The organism is Streptomyces sp. NPDC026301, from assembly GCF_055567935.1.
The window spans coordinates 261,192-280,971 of the sequence record NZ_JBVHPN010000012.1 but is presented as its reverse complement, the minus strand read 5'-3'; the positions used below and the strand labels follow the sequence as shown (position 1 = coordinate 280,971).

Here is a 19,780-nt window from a genome sequence, read left to right as displayed (position 1 = left end):
AAAAAGTCGTGCAAGGCAGAAAATGGAGAAACAAACGGACCCCCCTCCCCAAGTTTGTTAAAGCCAGGGTCTGTCCCCCTCCCCCCCCCCCCTCCCCCCCCCCCCCCCCCCCCCCCGGACCGGCTCGGTGGCTGACGGTTGGTCAGTTGCCGAAGACGCCGGCCTCGCGGGCGGTCTGCTTGATGCCGTCGGCCCCGTCGAAGAACCGTTTGCCCCAGCCGGTCAGCCGACTGGTGTCGAAACCGGTGGCCATGTCGAGGTACGCGACGTCGCTGCCGTTACCGCTCCAGGACCAGCCCAGATACCCCAGGCCGAGCTGCTGCGTACGGGACATGATCGCGTCCTCGTCCGGGTCGCCGTCCGAGTGCTTGTCCCCGAACTCGCCGACCACGAGGGGCAGGCCGGCCTTGACGAACCGGTTGAGGTAGTCGTCGACCTCGGCGGCCGTGTCGAAGACGCCGTACATATGGACCGAGAACACGGTGTTGTGCTGGGGGTCGCTCTTGAAGACGCCGGCCGCGTTGTCCCGCATGGTGAACGACCAGTCCTGGCCCCAGTTGGGCGCGTCCACCATCAGCGTGTGCGCGAACCCGGCGGTACGCAGCCGCTTGACGGCGGCCGACGTGTCGGAAGCCCAGCTGCCGTAATCGGTGTTCCCGTAGGGCTCGTTGCCCACGTTCAGGATGACGTACTTCTCCTGCCCCTTCACGGCGTTCTGGACGCTGATCCAGTAGTCCACCGCGCGGGACAGCGACGCGGCGCCGCTCTGCTCCCCGTACCCCGTGGTGTCGTGCGCCTCCAATACGCAGATCAGCCGGTTCTTCTTGCACTGGTCGACCACCGCGGCGACGTCCGCCGTGTCGTTCTTCGCCCAGCGGTCCCCGGTGCCGAGCACGATGCGCACCGAGTTGGCGCCGCGCGCCTTGAGGTCCGCCAGCGCCTTGGCCGTCCGGTCCGGGTACCAGGCGTGGGCGTGGTTCACGCCCCGCAGGACGAAGTCCTTACCGTTCGCGTCCAGCAGCCGTCCGTCACTGACGTGGAATCCCGGCACGGCTGCCGCCTGAGCCGGCATCGACGCTCCGCACAACGAGGCGGCGACAGCGGTCAACGCGCCCACCAAAGTGGCCAGTCTCCTTCTCATGTTCACACCCAGCTCCCAACGTGGATGGGGGGAATCCGTTCTCGGCGGAACACTCTGCAGGGGGCTGACAACGTTGTCTAGACGTTCTGCTCAGTTAAGCAATTGTTTAGCTAGTTGATCTAGTAAGTCGCCATAGCCGCTCGTCAACGAACTTCACCGGTTACGTCGTCACCACCAGTGGTTGTGCGGATCGCCGATCACATCGCCTACGCTCGACGGATGGCGAAGTACTTCGATGTGCACCCCGAAAACCCGCAACCGCGCACCATCGGCAGCGTGGCCGACAGCATCCGCTCGGGCGCGCTCGTCGCCTATCCGACGGACTCCTGTTTCGCCCTCGGCTGCCAGCTGGGCAGCCGTGACGGCATCGACCGCATCCGGTCCATCCGAAACCTCGACGACCGCCACCACTTCACGCTGGTGTGCCAGAACTTCGCGCAGCTCGGCCAGTTCGTCCAGATCGACAACGACGTGTTCCGCGCCATCAAGGCCGCGACGCCCGGCAGCTACACCTTCATCCTCCCGGCGACGAAGGAAGTGCCGCGCAAGCTGCTGCACGCGAAGAAGAAGACGGTCGGGGTCCGCATCCCCGACCACGTCGTCGCGCAGGCCCTGCTCGCCGAACTGGGCGAGCCGCTGGTCTCCAGCACCCTGCTCCTGCCCGACGAGGACGAACCGCTGACCCAGGGCTGGGAGATCAAGGAACGGCTCGACCACGTGGTGGACGCGGTGGTCGATTCGGGCGACTGCGGCACCGAGCCGACCACGGTCATCGACTTCTCCGGCGGTGAGACCGAGATCGTCCGCAGGGGAGCGGGCGACCCGACGCGGTTCGAATGAGCCACCGATGCCCCCCTCTCCGCCTCAGACGACCACCGGCACACGTTCCAGCAACTGCCGGATGTCGCGTGCGGCGGCGCGTCCCGCCCGGTTCGCACCGATGGTGCTGGCCGAAGGGCCATATCCGACGAGGTGGACGCGGGGGTCGCGGACCGTACGCGTGCCGTCCATGCGGATGCCGCCGCCCGGGTCGCGGAGGCGGAGCGGGGTGAGGTGGTCGATGACCGGGCGGAAGCCGGTGGCCAGGAGGATCGCGTCGGCCGGGTAGGCGGTGCCGTCGGCCCAGCGGACGCCGTCCTCCGTGATGCGGTCGAACATCGGCCGGCGGACGAGCACACCCCGCTCCCGGGCCCGCCGCATCTCCTCGGTCATCGGCAGGCCCGTGACCGAGACCACGCTGCGGGGTGGCAGGCCCTGGCGGACGCGGTCCTCGACCAGGGCCACGGCGGCGCGGCCGTGCTCCTCGTCGAAGGGGCCCTCGCGGAAGGCCGGCGGCCGCCGGGTCACCCAGGCCGTGTCCGCCGCGACCTCGGCGATCTCCATCAGATGCTGTACGGCAGAGGTGCCGCCGCCCACCACGACGACCCGCTGCCCGGCGAACTCCTGCGGGCCGCGGTAACCGGCGGTGTGCAGAAGACGCCCGCGAAACCGCTCCTGACCAGGGAAGTGCGGCCAGAACGGGCGGTCCCATGTCCCGGTCGCGTTCACCAGCGCCCGGGTCGCGTACGTCCCCTCCGAGGACTCGACGAGCAACCGGCCGCCCGGCTCCGGGCCGTCCGGCTCCGGGCCTTCCGGCTCCGGGCCGTCCGGCTCCGGTCTCTCCGGACGTACCGCGGTGACATGTACCGGCCGGTGCACGTGCAGGCCGAAGGTCTGCTCGTACGTGCTGAAGTAGTCCCCGATCACCTCGGCGGAGGGGCGGCCGGGGTCGGCACCGGTCAACTCCATGCCGGGGAGCGCGTGCATCCCATGGACCCTGCCGTACGTGAGCGTGGGCCAGCGGAACTGCCACGCGCCGCCCGGGCGCGGCGCGTGGTCGAGTACGACGAAGTCCTGATCCGGTGCGTAGCCCAGCCGCCGCAGGTGGAAGGCGGCGGCGAGACCGGCCTGACCTGCGCCGATCACGACGACCTCGACGTCACGCGCCCCGCTGGTGTAGTCCATGGTCGTACTAACCGCGGGGGGTGCCGCTGTCTTCCCGGCGGCACCCCACAGCCCGGCTCAGCCGGTCTTTCCGTACGTACGCGGCCGGGTGCTCGAAGGCGGCAGGTCACCGTTGAAACGGGTGTCGACGAAGTCGGCGAAGGAGTACTTGCGGGGGATGAGCCCGATGTCCGCGAAGGTGTTCACGATCTGCTGCTCCGAGGCGACGGCGGCCTTGTCGACCGCGACCGGTACGGCCGTACCGCGCGTCCGCTTTACCGCGTCCAGCGCCACCTTCTCCGGCAGTCCGGTCTCCTTGGCCCACACCTCGGCCCACTTCTGCGGATGCTTGTACACCCAGTCCTGGGCGCGCCGCAGCCGGTCGTTGTAGTCCTTGATCACCCCGGCCTTCTTCTTGTCCTTCAGCGCGGCGGGCGCGGCCACCTGGAAGCTCAGGCCGTTGACGACGCCCTGCCCGGTGGTCAGCACGCGCGCGTCGGCCTGGTCCAGGGCCTGCGAGGTGTACGGGTCCCACACCGCCCAGGCGTCCACCCGGCCGCGGGTGAACGCGGCCAGCGCGTCCGCCGGCTGCAGATAGCTGAGCTTGACGTCCTTCGTCGTCAGGCCGGCCTTCTTCAGTGAGGCGACGAGCTGGTAATTGGCCGAGCTGCCCTGCGCCACCGCGATCGTCCTGCCCTTGAGCTGAGCGGGCCGCTTCAGTGGTGAATCCTTCTTCACCAGGATCGACTCGCCCTCCGAGGAGCTGTGCGAGGCGGCGACGACCTTGAGCTTCTGCTCGGCGGCCGCGGCGAAGACGGGCGGTGTGTTGCCGACCCCGCCGATGTCCACGGCGCCCGCGTTCAGCGCCTCCAGCAGCGGCGGCCCGGAGGTGAAGGTGGACCACTTGATGCGGTACGGCAGGTCGTCCAGCTCGCCGGCGGCCCGCAGCAGCGCCTCGGAGCCGCCCTTCTGGTCACCGACATTCAGCGTCACCGAGCCCTTGCCGTCGGTGCCGCTGCCCGCACCGCCGGCGGAACCGTCCGCCCGGGACGCGCCGCCGCAGGCCGTCAGCAGCAGCGCGAGCGGGAGCAGCAGGGCGGCACCCGGTACGAGGGCGCGGGCCGATCGGCGTGGTCTCATCACAGTTCCGTTCATTGGGTGTGCGTTGGTTCGTGAGCTTGGAAGTGGAAGGGGATTCGCTGGAGGCCTCAGGCCGCGTCGGCCAGGCGGTCGCCTGCCGGGCGGTCACCTGCCGGGCCGTCGCCCGCCGGACCGTCCGCGGGGTCGCTGCCCGCGAGGCCGCTGTCCGCCGTTCCGGCTGCCGGTCCGTCCGCCGGGCCCTCCACGCCCAGCCGGTCCAGGAGGCGGGCGCGCAGCGCCGCGAAGCCGGGGGACGTGATGTCCCGGGGGCGCGGCAGGTCGATGGGGGTCTCGTACGCGATGACGCCCTCGTCCATGACCACCGCCCGGTCCGCGAGCAGCAGCGCCTCCTCGACGTCGTGGGTGACCAGCAGCACCGCGCAGCCGCGTCGCCGCCAGAGCTCGGCGACCAGTCGCTGCGCCTTGATGCGGGTCAGTGCGTCCAGCGCGCCGAACGGCTCGTCGAGCAGCAGCAGGTCCGGCTCGCGCACCAGGGCACGGGCCAGCGAAGCGCGCTGGGCCTCGCCGCCGGAGAGCGTCTTCGGCCAGGCGTCGGTACGGTGCGCGAGGCCGACCTCGCCCAACGCCCGCTCCGCGACCTCCCGTTCGGGGTGCCCGGGCAGCCCGAGCAGGACGTTCCGCCACACCTTCTTCCAGGGCATCAGCCGCGGCGCCTGGAAGGCGACGGCCGAGCGACGCGGTACCGACACCTCGCCCTCGATCTCCCGGTCGAGCCCGGCCAGTACGCGCAGCAGCGTCGACTTGCCGCAGCCGCTGCGCCCGAGCAGCGCGACGAACTCGCCCGGCCGCACGGTCAGTTCCAGCCCGTCGATGACCGGACGCCCGCCGAAGGAGCGGGTCAGCCCGGCCACGCGTACGGCGGTGGAGTCGGCACGGGAGGTCGTCGGGCTCACTGACCCGTGAACGTCGGTCGCCATTGCAGCAACAGCCTTTCGAGAGTACGGACGAGCAAATCGGCGAGCAGCCCCAGCACCGCATACACGATCAGGCAGACGACGATCACGTCGGTACGGAAGAACTCCCGTGCCTGGTTCATGAGGAAGCCGAGGCCGTCGTCGGCGTTGACCGACTCGCCGAAGACCAGCGCCAGCCAGGCGGTGGCCAGCGAGTACCGCAGCCCGGTCATCGCACCCGGCAGCGCGCCGGGCAGTACGACGTGCCGGATCAGCCCCCAGCGGCCGAGCCCGAGCGAGGACCCGGCCTCGACCAACTGGGCGTCCACACCCCGGATCCCGGCGTACACGTTCAGGTACAGGTGGAAGGCCACACCGAGCGCGATCAACGCGATCTTCGGCGCCTCGCCGATGCCCAGCCAGATGATGAACAGCGGGATGACGCCCACCCACGGGATGGACCGCAGCATCTGTACGGTCGCGTCCACCAGGTCCTCGCCCAGCCGCGACAGCCCGGAGGCGAGCGCCAGCGCGATGCCGACGACGCCGCCCAGTGCCAGCCCGACCAGTACGCGCTGGACGGACACCAGCATCGCCGACGGCAGCGTCCCGTCCGAGACGAGACCCGCGGCGGTACTGGCGATGGTGCCGGGCGAGGCGAGCACGTCGGGGTGGAGCACGCCCGTCGCGCTCAGCACCTGCCACAGCACCAGCAGCCCCACCGGCCCGGCCGTACGGCGCAGCCATCGCGGCACGGACCGCCGACGTGCCGAGACCGGCACGAGAGTGACGAGCTCGGGCCCCTGGGAGGCGTCGGCACTCCGAGAGACATCAGGCCCTTGGGAGGTATCAGATATATCGGAGGAATCGGGTGGCGAAGAGGATCGATCGATTACGGCCTGATCAGGCGTCATGGAGGCTCCGCGAACGGGAAGAAGGGCAGACCGCACGCAAGTACGGCGAACCGCGCGCCACGAGGAGAGGCGGCGCGAAAGAAAGAAAGGAAAAACGAAGGGTCGTCAGCAGCCGCGGCGACAGGCGGCAGAGGCCACCCGCAGCAGGTCGATGTGACCGCGCGTGGTGAGCAAGGCTGACGTAGACATGTCGCAGAACGTAGCCGCGTGGCCGGAACCGGGTCAATCGCCGTCTCGGCCAGTGGTCCTTTATTGCGGCAGTGTGTCAGACCGGACCCGCCCCACCCCATCACCGATCATGAACAGCAACCCCAGGCAACGCCACTCAGAACAGGGAAAAGACCATGGCAAACGCATTCACCACCCGCGTACTGAACGTCTCCACCGGCTCGGCCGAGACCGTGTACGACCTCACGGGGGACTGCGCGGCGTTCCTCGCCGAGGCGGCGGCCGGCCGCGACGGCCTGCTGAACGTCTTCGTCCCGCACGCCACCGCCGGCATCGCGCTCATCGAGACCGGCGCGGGCAGCGACGACGACCTGCTCGGCGCGCTCCGCGACCTGCTCCCGGCCGACAACCGCTGGCGCCACCGCCACGGCAGCCCCGGCCACGGCCGCGACCACGTCCTCCCCGCCTTCGTCCCCCCACACGCCACCCTCCCGGTCACCGACGGCCACCTCGCCCTGGGCACGTGGCAGTCGGTGTGCCTGGTCGACACGAACGGCGACAATCCAAGCCGTCAGGTGCGACTCAGCTTCCTGGGCTGATCCGGGGCTGACGCACGCCCCGAGAAAGCTCTCCTCGGTGGCGCCTGGAGGGCCCGGCCGCCCTGCTCATGGCGCACCGGCCGGCCCGTCGCCAAAGGCGCTCGACCGCATCGCCGCGACACGATCAATCGCTCGCAGCACCGCGGCTTTGGTGACAATCTGGCCTCGCCACCGATGGGGGGCGGAAGAAGACGAGGAGGGCGTGGGCATGGCGGTTGAGGTGCCGGACGACATACGGGATCATTGCACGCAGCTGGGGCCCGGCGTCGCGTATGCGCTGAAGGCGCTGTGCGCCCAGCTGGCGGACGACCCGCTGATGGGCACTCCGGGCTGGGAACCGTCGGAGTACGTGGTCCATGTCGACGGCGAGACCTTCGACGACTGCCCGGCGCTGGACGTGCTCTACGCCTACGGGCCACCGGCGTTGGACGAGGGCACGGTGCAGGTACGCAGGGGACGTGCTGACCAACGCGCCTGCGCGGACGGCAGAGCCCGAGCCTGGGGGCCGGAACGAGGGACCACTCGAGGACGCGGTGCAGGCACGGCAGGCGACCGACGCATGGCAGCGCATCGAAACCTGGCTGCGCCGGCACGCCCCCACCACGCACGCGGCGCTCAAGCCCGGCGCGTCGGAGAACGAGATCGCCGCGCTTGAGGAGGCTCTCGGCGTGCGGGCCCCGGTATCGCTGCGGACGCTGTGGCGGCTGTGCGCGGGGAGCCTCGATGTGCGCGGGGCAGGGCTGTTTCCGGATCACGGCTGGGCCCTGATGGACCTTGATGCGGTGCCGAGGTCGTACCAGGGGCACATGAACAGCCAGCGGCGGCGGGAGGAGCAGTTCGGCGAGGAGGAGGGGATGCCGCTGTGGAGGCCGTCCTGGATTCCCTTCTGCTCGTGGAGTGTTACGGACCTGAGCTACGGCAGGTTCGTCGACGGCGAGACGGGCGAAACCGGGGGCTGGGACGACACCGGTGAGCGCACGGTCGAGGACAAGTCGCTGACCATGCTCCTGGAGGAGACGGCCGACCGGCTGGAGTATCCGAAGATGTTCCCGGGCTACAAGCCGGGGCTGATCGACGGGATGCTGGTGTGGGGACCGCCGGCCACTCCTGACGAGAAGGCATTGTGGGAGCCGTGGAACGGCTGAAGCGCGCGAAGAGGGGGCGGACGCGTGTCCGGCCCCCTCTCTTTGCGTGGAGCGGGTCCTGGCTGAGCTGGCGGCGGCCCGGGCGGACGAGATGGACGCCGACACCGTCAACCGGGAGCTGTCCATCGCGCGCAAGGCGATCGGCTGGTGGCAGCGCCAGGGCTGGATCGAAGGCGACCCGACGATCGGCATCGAGCGGCGGCCGGCACCGCCGGACCGCACCAAGGCCCTGGCGGAGAGCCAGATCGCCGTCCTGTGGCGCCTAGACGTCGCCCTGCGGGAGAAGACGCAGTGGAAGATGCTCTACGAGTCCGCCGCTCGGGCCGACGAGGTGCTGTGCCTCAACGTGGAAGACCTGTACCCGCAGGAAAGCGGCGGAAGATCACCGCCAAGGGCGGGGCGACGAAGTGGATTCGCTGGCAGTCGGGCACCGCCCAGCTGCTGCCCCGCCTCATCGCCCGCCGCACCCGCGCCCCGCTGTTCCTCACCGACCGCAAGGCCCCGGCCGGAACGCCGACGCTCGACGTGTGCCCGGAGACCGGCCGGGCCCGGCTCTCCTACCGCCGCGCTGAGGAGATCTTCGAAGAGGCCACCCGGCTCCTGGCCAACCCCCTTGCCTCACCCGACGACATCGAGGACCTGGACGGCTGGACGCTCCACCGGCTCCGGCACAGTGCCCTGACGCACGACGCCGAGGACGGCACATCCCCCGATGCTGCTGGCCCGCTCCCGCCACGCCTCCGTCCGATCCCTGGAGCGGTATGCCCGCCCCGGCGTCGACTCGGTCGCCCGGCACGTCGCCGAACGCGACCCCGCCGCACGTCGCCGCAAGTAAATCCGAGCGGATCAGGGCTTCAAGATCATCCCGTTGCCCCTTTGGTGCGTATCTCGGTCACACCCCTGGTCGAGAGTCTGCAGCTGGTGGAGCAGCTGCCCGACGGTCGGGGCGTGGGGCAACAAGGACCTCCCTATGATGTCGAGGTTTCCGCAGCAGCTGAGTGAAATGGCGGCCACCGCAATCGAGTTGGTCCTCGCGCCCGGCCGCGGCGAGAGGGTGCCGCAGCTCGGCCTGGAGATCGCCACGAAACTGGTGGCCCATCAGAGCGCGACTCTGCCGAAGGGCTGAGCGCGGCTCCGTCGGCGAACTGAGCGCAGCGTCCGGTGCGGCCAGAGGGTGCCTCGGTGCCCTCCAAGTCGCCCACTCGCCGCGGCGCCAGGGAAATTTCGCGAAAGGTTTCGATCCGAAGGCTGAAAGTGTCGCGCGCGAAGCGTTGACCGGACACCGTCAAGGCTCCATTATTCCTACGTCTGGAAACCCGATCGATGTCCGATATGTCGAACGAGCGTTGAGCTGGCCCGGCCAGGGCCGTACAACAGACCGATCTCGCACCACTGCATGCGCACCACCCCCCACCTCCTGTTCCGGTGAGGCTCCCCTCCACAGCCCCGGCCTCCACAGGCCCGGTCCTCGAACAACCGGGCGCACCAGACACCGTGAGGCGAGCCCACCGGCCGAGCCGCTATGGAGTTGTCCATGTCCTTGGCGCACCGTCTCCGCCCCCGCCCCCGTAGCCGCCACGCCTATGTGGCCCTGCTCATCGCCCTGCTCACGGCGTTCTTCGCCGTACCAGCCAAGGGGGCGGCACCAGCGGACACCCCCAACAGGCGCTGCCAGGCAGCTTCCGATGGTCGTCCACAGGGCCGCTGATCTCACCGCATCAGGACGGCAGTAACTCCGTAGCCGTCAAGGACCCGTCAGTGGTCCAGGACAAGAACGGCAGGTGGCACGTCTTCATGACCACCGCGAGCACCTCCGGCGACTGGAGCCTGGCCCAGACCGGCTTCGACAACTGGTCCCAGGCCGCCGACGCGAAACAGACCCACCTGGAGACCGCTTCCGCCATCGGTCCCGGCTACCGCGCCGCCCCGCATGCCTTCTACTTCGCCCCCAAGGACGAGTGGTATCTCGTCTACCAGACCGGCCTGCCGTCGTACTCCACCACCAAGAACATCAACGACCCGACCAGCTGGTCCGCGCCCAAGAACCTCACGAACAGCATGCCCGACGTCGTCCGGCAGAACATCGGCAACGGCAACTGGCTCGACTTCTACGTGATCTGCGATGCCGCGAAGTGCTACCTGTTCTCCGCAGACGACAACGGCCACGTGTACCGGTCCGATACCACCGTCGCCAACTTCCCCAACGGCTTCGGCAACACCCGGATCGTGCTCCAGGACTCTCGCTCCGCCCTGTTCGAAGGAGGCGCGGTCTACCGCGTCAAGGGCACCGACACCTATCTGCTGATCTGGGAGGCCATCGGCGGCGACGGCAACCGCTACTACCGCTCCTTCACCTCCAAGGGCCTGACCGGCACGTGGCAGCCCCTCGCCGCCACCGAAGCCAACCCCTTCGCCCGCTCCACCAACGTCACCTTCCCTGGGGGCGTCTGGACGAAGGACATCAGCCACGGCGAGCTGGTCCGCGCCACCAGCGACCAGACCATGACCATCGATCCCTGCGACCTCCGGCTCCTCTACCAGGGCCGGGACCCCAACTCCAGCGGCGAGTACTCCCAGCTGCCCTACCGGCTCGGCCTGGCCACGCAGAGCGGATCCAGCTGCTGACAACCTCTGTCCCCCCACGGGCTCCGGGCTGCCGAACGGCTCGGGCGGCCCTCCCCCCCACTACACGCAAGGAGTCACGCATGTCGTTAAGGCGACGCACCTTATGCAGGCGTGCTGTTCATCCACGGCGCCAGGGACCCGACCTGCGACTACGCCCTGGCCCGGCGCGCGTACGAGGAGCTGGGCACGCCCAAGGCGCTTCTCACCCATGCCGGCGCTGACCACGCCGCGTACCTGAATCCGGGGTTCCCCACCTTCGACCGGACCCAGAACACCCTCGTGGACTGGTCCGTTGGCGCCTGTACCACGACACGGCCGCCCGCGACCGCCTCCTCGCCGACGCCACCGGCAACGGCACCCACTGGGAAGCCGTCCTGGCCCGACGGCCGACGGCCGTAGGAGTCCAGGCCCTGCCCCCCCGATAAGAGAGGGACACACAATGACCGACAGATCCTTCGGAGAACACACCCCGCGACGCACCCGGTCGGCGATCACCATCACGGTGACCGGCGTCCTGGCGGCAGCGGCCGTCCTGGCGTTCTCGCCCACCGCTCAGGCCGCCGAAACCCTCGGCGCCGCGGCCGCCGCGCACGGCCGGTACTTCGGCGTCGCGGTCGCCCCGCACCTCGGTGAGACCGACTACGAGAGCACGCTCAACCGGGAGTTCTCCAGCGTGGTCGCAGAGAACGCGATGAAATGGGATGCCACCGAGCCCAGCCGGGGTCAGTTCAACTTCAGCGGCGGCGACCAACTCGTCGGCTACGCCCAGCAGCACGGCAAGTTCGTACGCGGCCACACCCTGGTCTGGCACGACCAGCAGCCCGGCTGGGTACAGGGGCTCACCGGCGACAATCTGCGCCAGGCGATGCGGGGTCACATAGCTGGGGTCGTCGGCCACTACGCGGGCAAGATTGACTCCTGGGACGTGGTCAACGAGGCGTTCGAATGGGACGGCAGCCGCCGCCAGTCCAACCTCCAGCAGCAGCTCGGCAACGGCTGGATCGAGGACGCCTTTCGCGCCGCGAAAGCAGCCGACCCCAAGGCCAAGCTCTGCTACAACGACTACGGCACCGACGGCATCAACGCCAAGAGCGACGCCATCTACCGGATGGTCCAGGACTTCCGCGCCCGCGGCGTCCCGATCGACTGCGTCGGCTTCCAGAGTCACCTGGACTCGAACTCCAACCTCAGCACCTATCGGCAGAACCTCCAGCGCTTCGCCGACCTCGGCGTGCACGTGCAGATAACTGAGCTCGACGTCGGCGGGGCCGGAGCGGCACAGGCCAACGTGTACCGGCAGGTCACTCAGGCATGCGTCGCCGTCGCCCGGTGCAACGGCATCACCGTGTGGGGCGTCACCGACAAGTACTCCTGGCGAGCCCAGGAGACCCCGCTGCTCTTCAACGGCAACTACCAGAAGAAGGAGGCATACGGCGCGGTCCTCACGGCGCTGAACAGCGCAGCGAGCTGAAGCCGGCCGGGGCTCGGCGGCCGTTCCGCCGGGCCCCGTATCCGCACGCAACGAGTGGCCGTTCGCGGTCCGCACGCGAACGAAGGCACTCACGGGGGTTCTCACCACAGCCGGGCTGGGTGCAGTGCTCGCTCACATCCCCAGCCACCGCAGTGTCCGCCAGGCGCCGACAGAGTCGAAGCACAGGGGGGCGACCATGAGCGAGCCTTCCAAGGTCGCCACCATGGCGGGCCCATCGCAGCATTTCACTCAGTACGGAGGGCCCCGCCGTCGATAAGACCCTGGATGTAGGGGGGCCAGTCCCGCTCCAGGCTCTGGGCGATGCCGTTGTGTACATCGCGCCGCACCCGGGGGCTGATGTGCTCGACGTCGCCGTTCGGGTAGTACAGTCGCAGGCCCTCGCGGCTGGCATCGCACAGGACTGCGTGGGCCTTCTGCGTGAGTGTGAGATACAACTGAGGTACAGGTGCCGCCAGCAGTTCGTCTATGAGCGCGTCAGGGGCGATGCCGATGTTTGCCCAGGTCTCGCCCTGCTTGTCGAGCGACAGGGTGATGTCGGAGAAGAAGACGGCCTTCCCGAGCCCCTCATGTGGATCCCCGGCCAGGGCGGTGGCGACATCGAGGGCGATGCCGGCGTGCTGACTGACAAGGGAGCGAGGAATCATCGTTGGTGCGATGGCGGCTGCGCATTCCCCCAGCCGTCGCGGGTCTCGGTCGGCCAGGGCAAGCCCAGCACGAGCCATCCGGCCGGAATCCGCGCCCTGAACCGGGGTTCCCCTCAGTCAGGGCGGCCGCGATTCACCCCGGGCAAGGGGCGCCTTCTGTTGTGCGCCTACGAGTACGTTGACGGTTGTCCTGGCGGAGGCTGGCGGATCTCACAAGGACAACCCTCGTCGGCAGGTTCGGCTGTCGTTTCTTGGCTGAGCGGGGCGCGGGGTGACGACCTTAGGGCGTGTCCGGCAGATCTTGTGACCCTTGCGGTGCCGGGTCGTTGGCATGGTCATGGGGTGGGGAGATCTTTCGAACACGGAGTGGGTCCGGCTGGGGCCGCACCTCCCCAAGTCCGGGAAGTGTGGTGGCCGTTGAGCCAGCCACTGCCGGGTCATCAACGGGATCTTCTACCGGCTGCGCACCGGGGTGCCATGGCGGGACCTGCCTGCGCGTTTCGGTCCGTGGAAGACCGTGTACGAACGGCACCGACGCTGGTCGGCGGTCGGTACATGAGACAGGGTCTTCGCGGCCCTCCTGGCCGACGCCGACGCGGAAGGCCGGATCGACTGGTCGATGGTGAGCATCGACTCCACCTCCTGCCGGGCCCACCAGCACGCCGCCGGGGCACGCAGGAATCCGCCGCGGATGCTGGGAAAAGACGCACGCCCCGGCAGCACCGCGGGACTCGGTCGCTCCCGGGGCGGCCTCACCTGCAAGATCGATCTCGCCGGTGAGGGCGGACTCCGTCCCCTGGCCCTCCTGATCACCCCGGGCCAATGGGGCGATGCCCCGCAGCTCATTCCAGTCATGGACCGCATCCGCGTCGGCCGGCTGGGCGGCGGATACCCCCGCACCCGCCCCTATCATCTCGGCGGCGACAAGGCGTACTCCTCCCGGCGCAACCGCCGCTACCTTCGACGACGGCAGATCAAGCACACTATCCCCGAACCTACGAACCAACAGGCCAACCGCCAGGCCTGCGGAAACAAAGGTGGCCGACCCGTCGGCTTCAACAAGACGATCTACAAACGCAGGAACGAAGTGGAGCGCACGATCAACCTTCTGAAGAACTCCCGGGCCGTGGCCACGAGGTATGACAAACGCGCCTACATCTTCCAAGGCACCGTCACCGTCGCTTCGATCCGCTTCTGGCTTCGCTCCTGATCAGCAGAACCGGATCAAGCGACCTTGGTACCCTCCGCCTTCAAGCGATGGGTAGCCAGATCACGTTGGCGTGACCCGGCTACCTAACCGCAGGGAAGGCAGTCGAGGTCCGGGACGCCTGTGACGAGGCGAGCACGATCAGGCTTGTTGACGACGCCGCGCAACGACGGCGGCGATCGGCATCGCCAAGGTGGTGCTGGCGGCGGTCCAGAACACGAACTTGGACTCCGGTCCATTGACCGTCCGCAACTCCCCGTCAGCGTGGCGGCAGAACGAGTCGGGCGGGAAGTACTGCGAGACAGGGGCGGCGCTGAAGCCGTGGCAGGGCGACGTATCGGGAAACAGGCTCGGCTGCGCACGCTGCGAGAGGAACCAGCCGGCGAACACTGTCAGCCATCCGGCCAGCAAGAACACGACTAGCGTCCAGTTAGGGACCTTCGCTCGCCGCCCCAGCAGCCAAACTAGGGAGGTTGGTATGACGAAAACGACGAACGCAGCGGACAGCACGATCAGAAGCTTCATAAGGCTATGACCATACTGATCAAAGATCCGCCGGACATGCCTTAGGTATGGAGTCCGGCCGCGGGAAACGGGTCAGATGCGTGAATCGGAAGGCGCCTGCAGCAGGGCCGCACGTGGCCCCACGTCCCGGCACGAGGCGACGGCGCATCCGAGGCTGATGCCCGCTGACTCCCGATCGCCACGGGCCCCGGCACCTCACCTCCTTCGCTACGTCGGCCCAAAGCGAGGGGCTGGGCGGAGTCTTGTGTCAACAGGAAGTGCCACTACGGGGTCCGCATGTGGTTGGGCGACGACTCTTCACATCGTCAGCCGGTCGTACTCCTGCGTGCGGAAGCGTCGAGCTGAGGCGCAGCGGGGCGCATCGGCGCCGAAGAGTGCAGTTTCCCCGAGGAGGTTCAGCCGGTGCTTGCCTTCGTTGCGGTGGCAGAGCTGCAGGTTGAGCCGCCACTTCGGGACGCGCGTGTGTCAGGGGCGTGACATCGTGACGTTCAAGCCCCTCAAGGCTGACTGGCAAGCGGGCATGGTCGGGTTGGTGTACACGACGGCTCGCGAACGCCGCACAGGGGTTCGCCCTTGACGGCTGGCTGAATTACAGCCAACTTTCATGGTGTGTGGCTTGTTCGCGTCATTACTCGCCGGTCCCTGTTGAAGGCGCCGCTTCTCTCCCGCATCCTGGAAGGCTTTTCCGTCGAACCATGATCTGGGGGATAGGTGTCTCTCCACTCTGCACTCCGTGCGAACAATCCGGAGGCGGTCCACCGCACGCGCCAACTCATCGAATATATGCGCGAAATTGTTCGAGGGTCGTACAAGCCAGTGCGGGACTGGCAGAAGTATCCGGAGATTCTCTGGCTCTCCGGCCTGCCGGACGACAAACTCCGGCGGCACCCGGACTCCGACCGGACGCTGCTCAAGGTGGCACACCGCCCGCCTCGGCCGGCTCCCGTCCTGCCCGAGGCGCTGGTGGGGTGGGTCGACCCCGAGGCCGCTGTCACCGCGACACCCGAAGCACCACCGCTGGCCGAGTCGGGACCGGGTCAGGGCTGGCGGGAGGACGAGAACGGAGATCTGTTCGAGGTCTCCGAGATCCCCAGGGAGGAAGCGCACGACGTGCTGCGCGCCTACACGCGATGGCTCGACGCCTGGCGCAAGTGGTCGGAAAGAGAGCGCGTCGACCGGCCGCACCGGGAACTCCATCAGCAGCTGTACCGAATGGCGACCAGGATTCAGCAGGACGGCGAGGAATACGAGGCGGTACTGGGCGTCGGATTTCTGACCGTCGGAGCCGCACGTCCGTCGGCGCGTATCGCCCGGCATATTCTGACGGCGCCGCTGATACTCACCGTGAATTCGGTGAATATGTCCATCACCGTCTCTCTCGCACCTGGCGACCCCGCGCGGTTGGAGGACAGCGAGTTCCTTGACGCGGACGAGGGCTACAGCACCCGTCTGCTGAGCCCGCTGCGGAACCGTGTCGACGCGGAAGGATTCCATCCGCTGTCCCGTGACTCCCAGGACGTGCTCGGTGATTGGTCGGAGAGGGCGTTCGGCACCGATCGCGCGGTGGCGTTTCACCGTGGCTGGGGCCGCCCGCCCGCCGACCCGGCCCTGCCGGTACCCACGCTCGGATTCGCGCCGGCGATCATTCTCCGTCAGCGGGGCCAGGGCGCCCTCGTGAACTTCTACGACGGCATCGCAAACCGCCTCGCCCAGCCTGGTGCTATTGCTCCATTGGGTTTGGCTCAGTTGCTGTACCAGCTGGAAGCGGAGGACCGCAGGGTGTGGGGTACGGCAGGGGGCCGCGACGTACCGCCCGCCCTCGGCCCCGACCCGCTGTTCCCGCTGCTGTCGAATGAAGCCCAGCGGGAGGTGCTGAAGCGCCTTCAGACCGATACCGGCGTCGTCGTTCAGGGACCGCCCGGCACGGGGAAGACGCACACCATCGCCAACCTCGTGTGCGCCTTGCTGGCGGACGGCAAGCGAGTGCTTGTGACGAGTGAGAAGGGCCAAGCGCTGAAGGTCCTACGACAGCAACTGCCTGCCGAGCTGCGCAACCTGTGCGTTCTTCAGGGTGACCGGCGCCAGGACGGCAGCGACGACCTGGAACAGTCCGTGCGTGCGCTCTCCCAGCTCAGTGCCACCCAGTCGACGGAGCGTCTCGACGTAAGGATCAAGAGTCATGAGGCGCTGCGCGCGGAACTGTCGGATACCCGCGCGCGGCTCCGTGACGAACTCCGCGCCGTTCGTGAGGCGGAGTGGTACGAACACCTCGATGTGGCACCCGGTTACCAGGGGCGGCTCGCGGAGATCGTCGAGGCCGTCTCTGCCGGTGCACCGAAGTACGACTGGATGCCCGCCCTGCCCGCTTCGGCACCGCGAGAACCGTCGCTGAGCCAGGACGAGGCCCAGCGCCTGCTGGGGCTGGTGTCTCGCCACGGGGCCGGAGTCCTGGACGAGCATGCCGCCCGCTGCCCGGACCCCGTGGACTTCGTCGCACCCGTGCTGTTTGAAGAGGCGGTCAATGCCCTGGAATCCGCTGTACGCGCCTGCGCCGGACCGGCGTCCAACACGCTCGCTCTCGAACTCGCCGACCGGGGCAGCGAGCTGATCACGACGCTGGTCGGGCTACTGGACGCGGCGGAGCACGCACTGCAGAGCGAGGGTCTGCCGGGTGATCCCGTCGGCTGGCCGCTGGAGGAGTGGACCACGCGGGCATTGCAGGACGGAATGGCAGGTCGGCGGCAGCAGTTGTGGAACGGAGTGCGCCAGTCGTCCGCACGCGCCGAAGACGTGCAGAGCGCGCTTCAGCACATGCCCTTCGCTGTGCTCGACGTACCCGATGTGGCGCTTGCCGAGGAATCGCGTCTCATTGCCGCCGGGAAGGACCTCGAGCAGTACCTGCGTGGCGGTGGCAAGCTCCGCAAGCTGGCTCCGAGGCCGGTGCAAAAGGAAGCCCAAGTCCTCCTGCAGGGCTGCCGGGTGGACGGACGGCGGCCCAGCACACCGGACGAGATCTCCGCGGTGGTGGCCCTTCTGGCGGCACGCCAGTGCGCCCGGCAGCTGAACGAGCGCTGGCAGAGTGTTGGCATGCCCGCGGCTGAGGGCTCCACGGAGGTGGTTCTGTCGGAGCTGCTGGACCGGGTGCCGACGCTCCGCGCGGTAGACGGATTCACCCACTCCGTGCGTACGCTGCACGACGTCCTACTCAAGGCCCGGATCAAGGCCACGGTGCGGACGGCACAGCAGTGGGACGACGTCCGTACGTCGGCGAGCGGCGCGGAACGGCTGCTCCGTGCCCGTGAGGCGGAGGAGAGTCTGCGGTCCATCGCCGAGCAGCTGCCGCGGCCTGATGCCCGCGGCGTGGCCGAACTGGCGGAGGTGCATCGGGCCGTCGCCGCACGTGATCCGCGGGCGTACACGTCCGCGATCGACTCACTGACCGAGGCGTTCCACCGTGAGGCCGATCGCCGGGAGGCCCGCAAACTCCTGGACCGAATGTCCGAGGATCACCCCGAACTGGCCCGGCGTTTTGCCGAGTCCCCGACCGAGGCGGCTTGGGAGACCCGCCTCATGGAACTGGACGGAGCCTGGGCATGGCGGCGAGCGTGTACCTTCCAGGACACGATGCTGACACCTGGCAGGGAAGCCAAGTTGGAAGGGGAACTTGAAGCGGTCGAGGCGCAGCTGAGAACCACGGTGACGCAACTGGCGGCCGACAGAGCGCTGTACCACTGCTTGGACCGGATGACGGCCGGACAGAAGCAAGCACTGAGTGCCTACGCATCGGCCACGGCGAACGCCGGAAAGGGAATGACGGCACTCGGCAGGCGGCACCTGAAGGCCGCCCGCTCCGCGATGCGTGACGCGCGTGCCGCAGTCCCGGCATGGGTCATGCCGATCAAACAGGTGGCCGAAATGATCGATCCCGAGCCGGACGCCTTCGACGTCGTCATCGTGGACGAGGCGAGCCAGGTCGGTTTGGACGGGCTGATGCTGCTGTGGCTCGCTCCGAGGATCATCGTCGTGGGTGACGACAAACAGTGTGTCCCGTTCTACACGGGCGGCAAGCACGAACGGTTCAACGAACTCATCGACTCACTCCTGCCCCATCTCACCGACTGGCAGCGGGACGGGCTCAGCCCCAAGTCCAACCTCTACGACCTGCTCTCCGCGCGCTTCAGCGAGACGATCCGGCTCACCGAGCACTTCCGGTGCATGCCGGAGATCATCAAGTGGTCCTCGGCCCAGTTCTATCCCGACAACGAACTTGTGCCGCTGCGGCAGTACGGAGCGGACCGGTTGCGACCCCTCGAAGTCGTCCACGTTCATGAAGGCCACTGCGAGGGACGGCGAGAGACCCTGGTCAACAGGCCCGAGGCCGAACGCATCGTCACCAAGTTGCAGGAACTTGCGGAGGACGAGGCGTACGCGAACCGGAGTTTCGGAGTCATCGTGCTCCGTTCCGGACACCAGGCAAGGCTGCTGGAGAATCTCATCGACACGCGGATCGACTCCACGATCCAGGAGCGGCACAACATACGTGTCGGCACGGCCGAACAGTTCCAGGGAGACGAACGGGACGTCATCCTGCTCTCGCTGGTCGTCGACGCCGACAACACCCGGGCCCTGACCGGCCAGGGCGACGGACGACGGTTCAACGTGGCCGCCAGCCGGGCTCGCGACCAGATGTGGTTGTTCACCTCCGTCACGCCGGACCAGCTGCGCAGCAAAGACCTGCGTCACTCCCTGCTCACCTATATGCAGGCGCCACCGGAACTGCAGGGCACCTCTCCCGGCCTTTCCGCCGTCTCACCCGATGAGCGGTGCGAGCCGTTCGACTCCCTGTTCGAGCAGCGGGTCTTCCGCAGGATCAAGGAACGCGGCTACCACGTTGTCCCCCAGTGGAAAGTCAGCGGCAAACGCATCGACCTCGTCGTCGTCGGAGAGACGGGCCGTCTCGCCGTGGAGTGCGACGGCAGCCCGTATCACTCCACCCCTGACCAGATCCGTGACGACTATGAGCGGGAGCGGGAACTGCGCCGGGCGGGCTGGCAGTTCTGGCGCGTACGCAGCAGCGAGTTCGCCCTGTCTCCGGAGGATTCTCTGGCTCCGTTGTGGAAGCGCCTTGAAGCTCTGGGTGTCCGGCCCGGCATCACCGAGGAGGCCCAGGGCGACTCGGGGAGCACTTGGGCCCCGATCGAGATGGACGATGCCGACCTCGCCATCGATGAACTTGACGCCATGCTCGATGAGGATGCGTCCGTCTCTCTTGAAGGAGCCTGA

General features: G+C 68.3%; 17 protein-coding genes and 1 pseudogene. 10 read left to right on the top strand and 8 right to left on the bottom strand.

Annotation, left to right across the window (positions count from 1 at the left end):
• Positions 1-142: 142 nt before the first annotated feature.
• Positions 143-1,072 (bottom strand): glycoside hydrolase family 5 protein, encoded by a 930-nt coding sequence (locus tag ACZ4MH_RS22815; protein ID WP_351591395.1) that lies wholly within the window; start codon positions 1,070-1,072, stop codon positions 143-145.
• A gap of 288 nt (positions 1,073-1,360) precedes the next feature.
• Here ACZ4MH_RS22815 and ACZ4MH_RS22810 point away from each other — a divergent pair, with 288 nt between their 5' ends.
• Positions 1,361-1,981: an L-threonylcarbamoyladenylate synthase gene (locus ACZ4MH_RS22810; RefSeq protein ID WP_351591397.1), complete on the top strand. Its 621-nt coding sequence runs from the start codon at positions 1,361-1,363 to the stop codon at positions 1,979-1,981.
• A gap of 24 nt (positions 1,982-2,005) precedes the next feature.
• Here the strand turns inward: ACZ4MH_RS22810 and ACZ4MH_RS22805 are convergent, their stop codons facing one another.
• The 5 genes from ACZ4MH_RS22805 to ACZ4MH_RS22785 form a co-directional block, all read right to left on the bottom strand.
• Positions 2,006-3,145 (bottom strand): FAD-dependent oxidoreductase, encoded by a 1,140-nt coding sequence (locus ACZ4MH_RS22805; protein ID WP_351591400.1) that lies wholly within the window; start codon positions 3,143-3,145, stop codon positions 2,006-2,008.
• 57 nt (positions 3,146-3,202) lie between these two features.
• Positions 3,203-4,264: an ABC transporter substrate-binding protein gene (locus ACZ4MH_RS22800; protein ID WP_351591403.1), complete on the bottom strand. Its 1,062-nt coding sequence runs from the start codon at positions 4,262-4,264 to the stop codon at positions 3,203-3,205.
• 68 nt (positions 4,265-4,332) lie between these two features.
• Entirely contained in the window at positions 4,333-5,202 is an 870-nt protein-coding gene (locus ACZ4MH_RS22795) for an ABC transporter ATP-binding protein (RefSeq protein WP_351591406.1), read from the bottom strand.
• Positions 5,175-6,092: an ABC transporter permease gene (locus ACZ4MH_RS22790; RefSeq protein WP_467754654.1), complete on the bottom strand. Its 918-nt coding sequence runs from the start codon at positions 6,090-6,092 to the stop codon at positions 5,175-5,177. The genes ACZ4MH_RS22795 and ACZ4MH_RS22790 overlap by 28 nt, the downstream gene beginning before the upstream one ends.
• A gap of 105 nt (positions 6,093-6,197) precedes the next feature.
• A complete protein-coding gene (locus ACZ4MH_RS22785; protein WP_351591484.1) occupies positions 6,198-6,281 on the bottom strand; it encodes a putative leader peptide in 84 nt (27 codons plus the stop codon).
• Positions 6,282-6,436: 155 nt separating this feature from the next.
• Between ACZ4MH_RS22785 and ACZ4MH_RS22780 the strand changes: the two genes are divergently transcribed.
• The 7 genes from ACZ4MH_RS22780 to ACZ4MH_RS22750 all read left to right on the top strand — a co-directional run bounded on the left by ACZ4MH_RS22780 (position 6,437) and on the right by ACZ4MH_RS22750 (position 12,100).
• The gene (locus ACZ4MH_RS22780; RefSeq protein ID WP_351591409.1) at positions 6,437-6,859 is read left to right on the top strand and encodes a YjbQ family protein; all 423 of its coding nucleotides are present in this window, start codon (positions 6,437-6,439) and stop codon (positions 6,857-6,859) included.
• Positions 6,860-7,317: 458 nt separating this feature from the next.
• Positions 7,318-8,004 carry an SMI1/KNR4 family protein gene (locus tag ACZ4MH_RS22775; RefSeq protein WP_351591411.1) on the top strand — a complete coding sequence of 229 codons (687 nt, stop codon included), beginning with the start codon at positions 7,318-7,320 and terminating at the stop codon, positions 8,002-8,004.
• Positions 8,005-8,716: 712 nt separating this feature from the next.
• Positions 8,717-8,839, top strand: coding sequence for a PmrA (locus ACZ4MH_RS22770; RefSeq protein ID WP_351591413.1), 123 nt, complete (start codon positions 8,717-8,719; stop codon positions 8,837-8,839).
• Between the two features lie 168 nt (positions 8,840-9,007).
• A complete protein-coding gene (locus ACZ4MH_RS22765; protein ID WP_351591415.1) occupies positions 9,008-9,130 on the top strand; it encodes a hypothetical protein in 123 nt (40 codons plus the stop codon).
• 542 nt (positions 9,131-9,672) lie between these two features.
• Positions 9,673-10,629 (top strand): glycoside hydrolase family 62 protein, encoded by a 957-nt coding sequence (locus ACZ4MH_RS22760; protein WP_351591486.1) that lies wholly within the window; start codon positions 9,673-9,675, stop codon positions 10,627-10,629.
• 111 nt (positions 10,630-10,740) lie between these two features.
• Positions 10,741-11,028 carry an alpha/beta hydrolase gene (locus ACZ4MH_RS22755; RefSeq protein WP_351591418.1) on the top strand — a complete coding sequence of 96 codons (288 nt, stop codon included), beginning with the start codon at positions 10,741-10,743 and terminating at the stop codon, positions 11,026-11,028.
• A 40-nt stretch (positions 11,029-11,068) separates the two neighbouring features.
• The gene (locus ACZ4MH_RS22750; protein ID WP_351591421.1) at positions 11,069-12,100 is read left to right on the top strand and encodes a glycoside hydrolase family 10 protein; all 1,032 of its coding nucleotides are present in this window, start codon (positions 11,069-11,071) and stop codon (positions 12,098-12,100) included.
• Between the two features lie 245 nt (positions 12,101-12,345).
• On the opposite strand, the gene ACZ4MH_RS22745 is transcribed toward ACZ4MH_RS22750, so the two are convergent.
• The gene (locus ACZ4MH_RS22745; protein ID WP_351591424.1) at positions 12,346-12,765 is read right to left on the bottom strand and encodes a hypothetical protein; all 420 of its coding nucleotides are present in this window, start codon (positions 12,763-12,765) and stop codon (positions 12,346-12,348) included.
• A gap of 337 nt (positions 12,766-13,102) precedes the next feature.
• Here ACZ4MH_RS22745 and ACZ4MH_RS22740 point away from each other — a divergent pair.
• A pseudogene (locus ACZ4MH_RS22740) lies at positions 13,103-13,975 on the top strand (IS5 family transposase).
• A 138-nt stretch (positions 13,976-14,113) separates the two neighbouring features.
• Here ACZ4MH_RS22740 and ACZ4MH_RS22735 read toward each other — a convergent pair.
• Complete coding sequence (locus ACZ4MH_RS22735) at positions 14,114-14,497, bottom strand: hypothetical protein (protein WP_351591427.1); 384 nt, start codon at positions 14,495-14,497, stop codon at positions 14,114-14,116.
• Positions 14,498-15,280: 783 nt separating this feature from the next.
• On the opposite strand from ACZ4MH_RS22735, the gene ACZ4MH_RS22730 reads away from it, so the two are divergent.
• Entirely contained in the window at positions 15,281-19,780 is a 4,500-nt protein-coding gene (locus ACZ4MH_RS22730; protein WP_351591429.1) for an AAA domain-containing protein, read from the top strand.

What these genes read in the sequence shown, in the direction of transcription:
- ACZ4MH_RS22815 (WP_351591395.1), bottom strand. Translation starts at nt 1,072, where the DNA reads ATGCCGGCTCAGGCGGCAGCCGTGCCGGGATTCCACGTCAGTGACGGA.
- ACZ4MH_RS22810 (WP_351591397.1), top strand. Translation starts at nt 1,361, where the DNA reads ATGGCGAAGTACTTCGATGTGCACCCCGAAAACCCGCAACCGCGCACC.
- ACZ4MH_RS22805 (WP_351591400.1), bottom strand. Translation starts at nt 3,145, where the DNA reads ATGGACTACACCAGCGGGGCGCGTGACGTCGAGGTCGTCGTGATCGGC.
- ACZ4MH_RS22800 (WP_351591403.1), bottom strand. Translation starts at nt 4,264, where the DNA reads ATGAGACCACGCCGATCGGCCCGCGCCCTCGTACCGGGTGCCGCCCTG.
- ACZ4MH_RS22795 (WP_351591406.1), bottom strand. Translation starts at nt 5,202, where the DNA reads ATGGCGACCGACGTTCACGGGTCAGTGAGCCCGACGACCTCCCGTGCC.
- ACZ4MH_RS22790 (WP_467754654.1), bottom strand. Translation starts at nt 6,092, where the DNA reads ATGACGCCTGATCAGGCCGTAATCGATCGATCCTCTTCGCCACCCGAT.
- ACZ4MH_RS22785 (WP_351591484.1), bottom strand. Translation starts at nt 6,281, where the DNA reads ATGTCTACGTCAGCCTTGCTCACCACGCGCGGTCACATCGACCTGCTG.
- ACZ4MH_RS22780 (WP_351591409.1), top strand. Translation starts at nt 6,437, where the DNA reads ATGGCAAACGCATTCACCACCCGCGTACTGAACGTCTCCACCGGCTCG.
- ACZ4MH_RS22770 (WP_351591413.1), top strand. Translation starts at nt 8,717, where the DNA reads ATGCTGCTGGCCCGCTCCCGCCACGCCTCCGTCCGATCCCTGGAGCGG.
- ACZ4MH_RS22765 (WP_351591415.1), top strand. Translation starts at nt 9,008, where the DNA reads ATGGCGGCCACCGCAATCGAGTTGGTCCTCGCGCCCGGCCGCGGCGAG.
- ACZ4MH_RS22750 (WP_351591421.1), top strand. Translation starts at nt 11,069, where the DNA reads ATGACCGACAGATCCTTCGGAGAACACACCCCGCGACGCACCCGGTCG.
- ACZ4MH_RS22745 (WP_351591424.1), bottom strand. Translation starts at nt 12,765, where the DNA reads ATGATTCCTCGCTCCCTTGTCAGTCAGCACGCCGGCATCGCCCTCGAT.
- ACZ4MH_RS22735 (WP_351591427.1), bottom strand. Translation starts at nt 14,497, where the DNA reads ATGAAGCTTCTGATCGTGCTGTCCGCTGCGTTCGTCGTTTTCGTCATA.
- ACZ4MH_RS22730 (WP_351591429.1), top strand. Translation starts at nt 15,281, where the DNA reads ATGCGCGAAATTGTTCGAGGGTCGTACAAGCCAGTGCGGGACTGGCAG.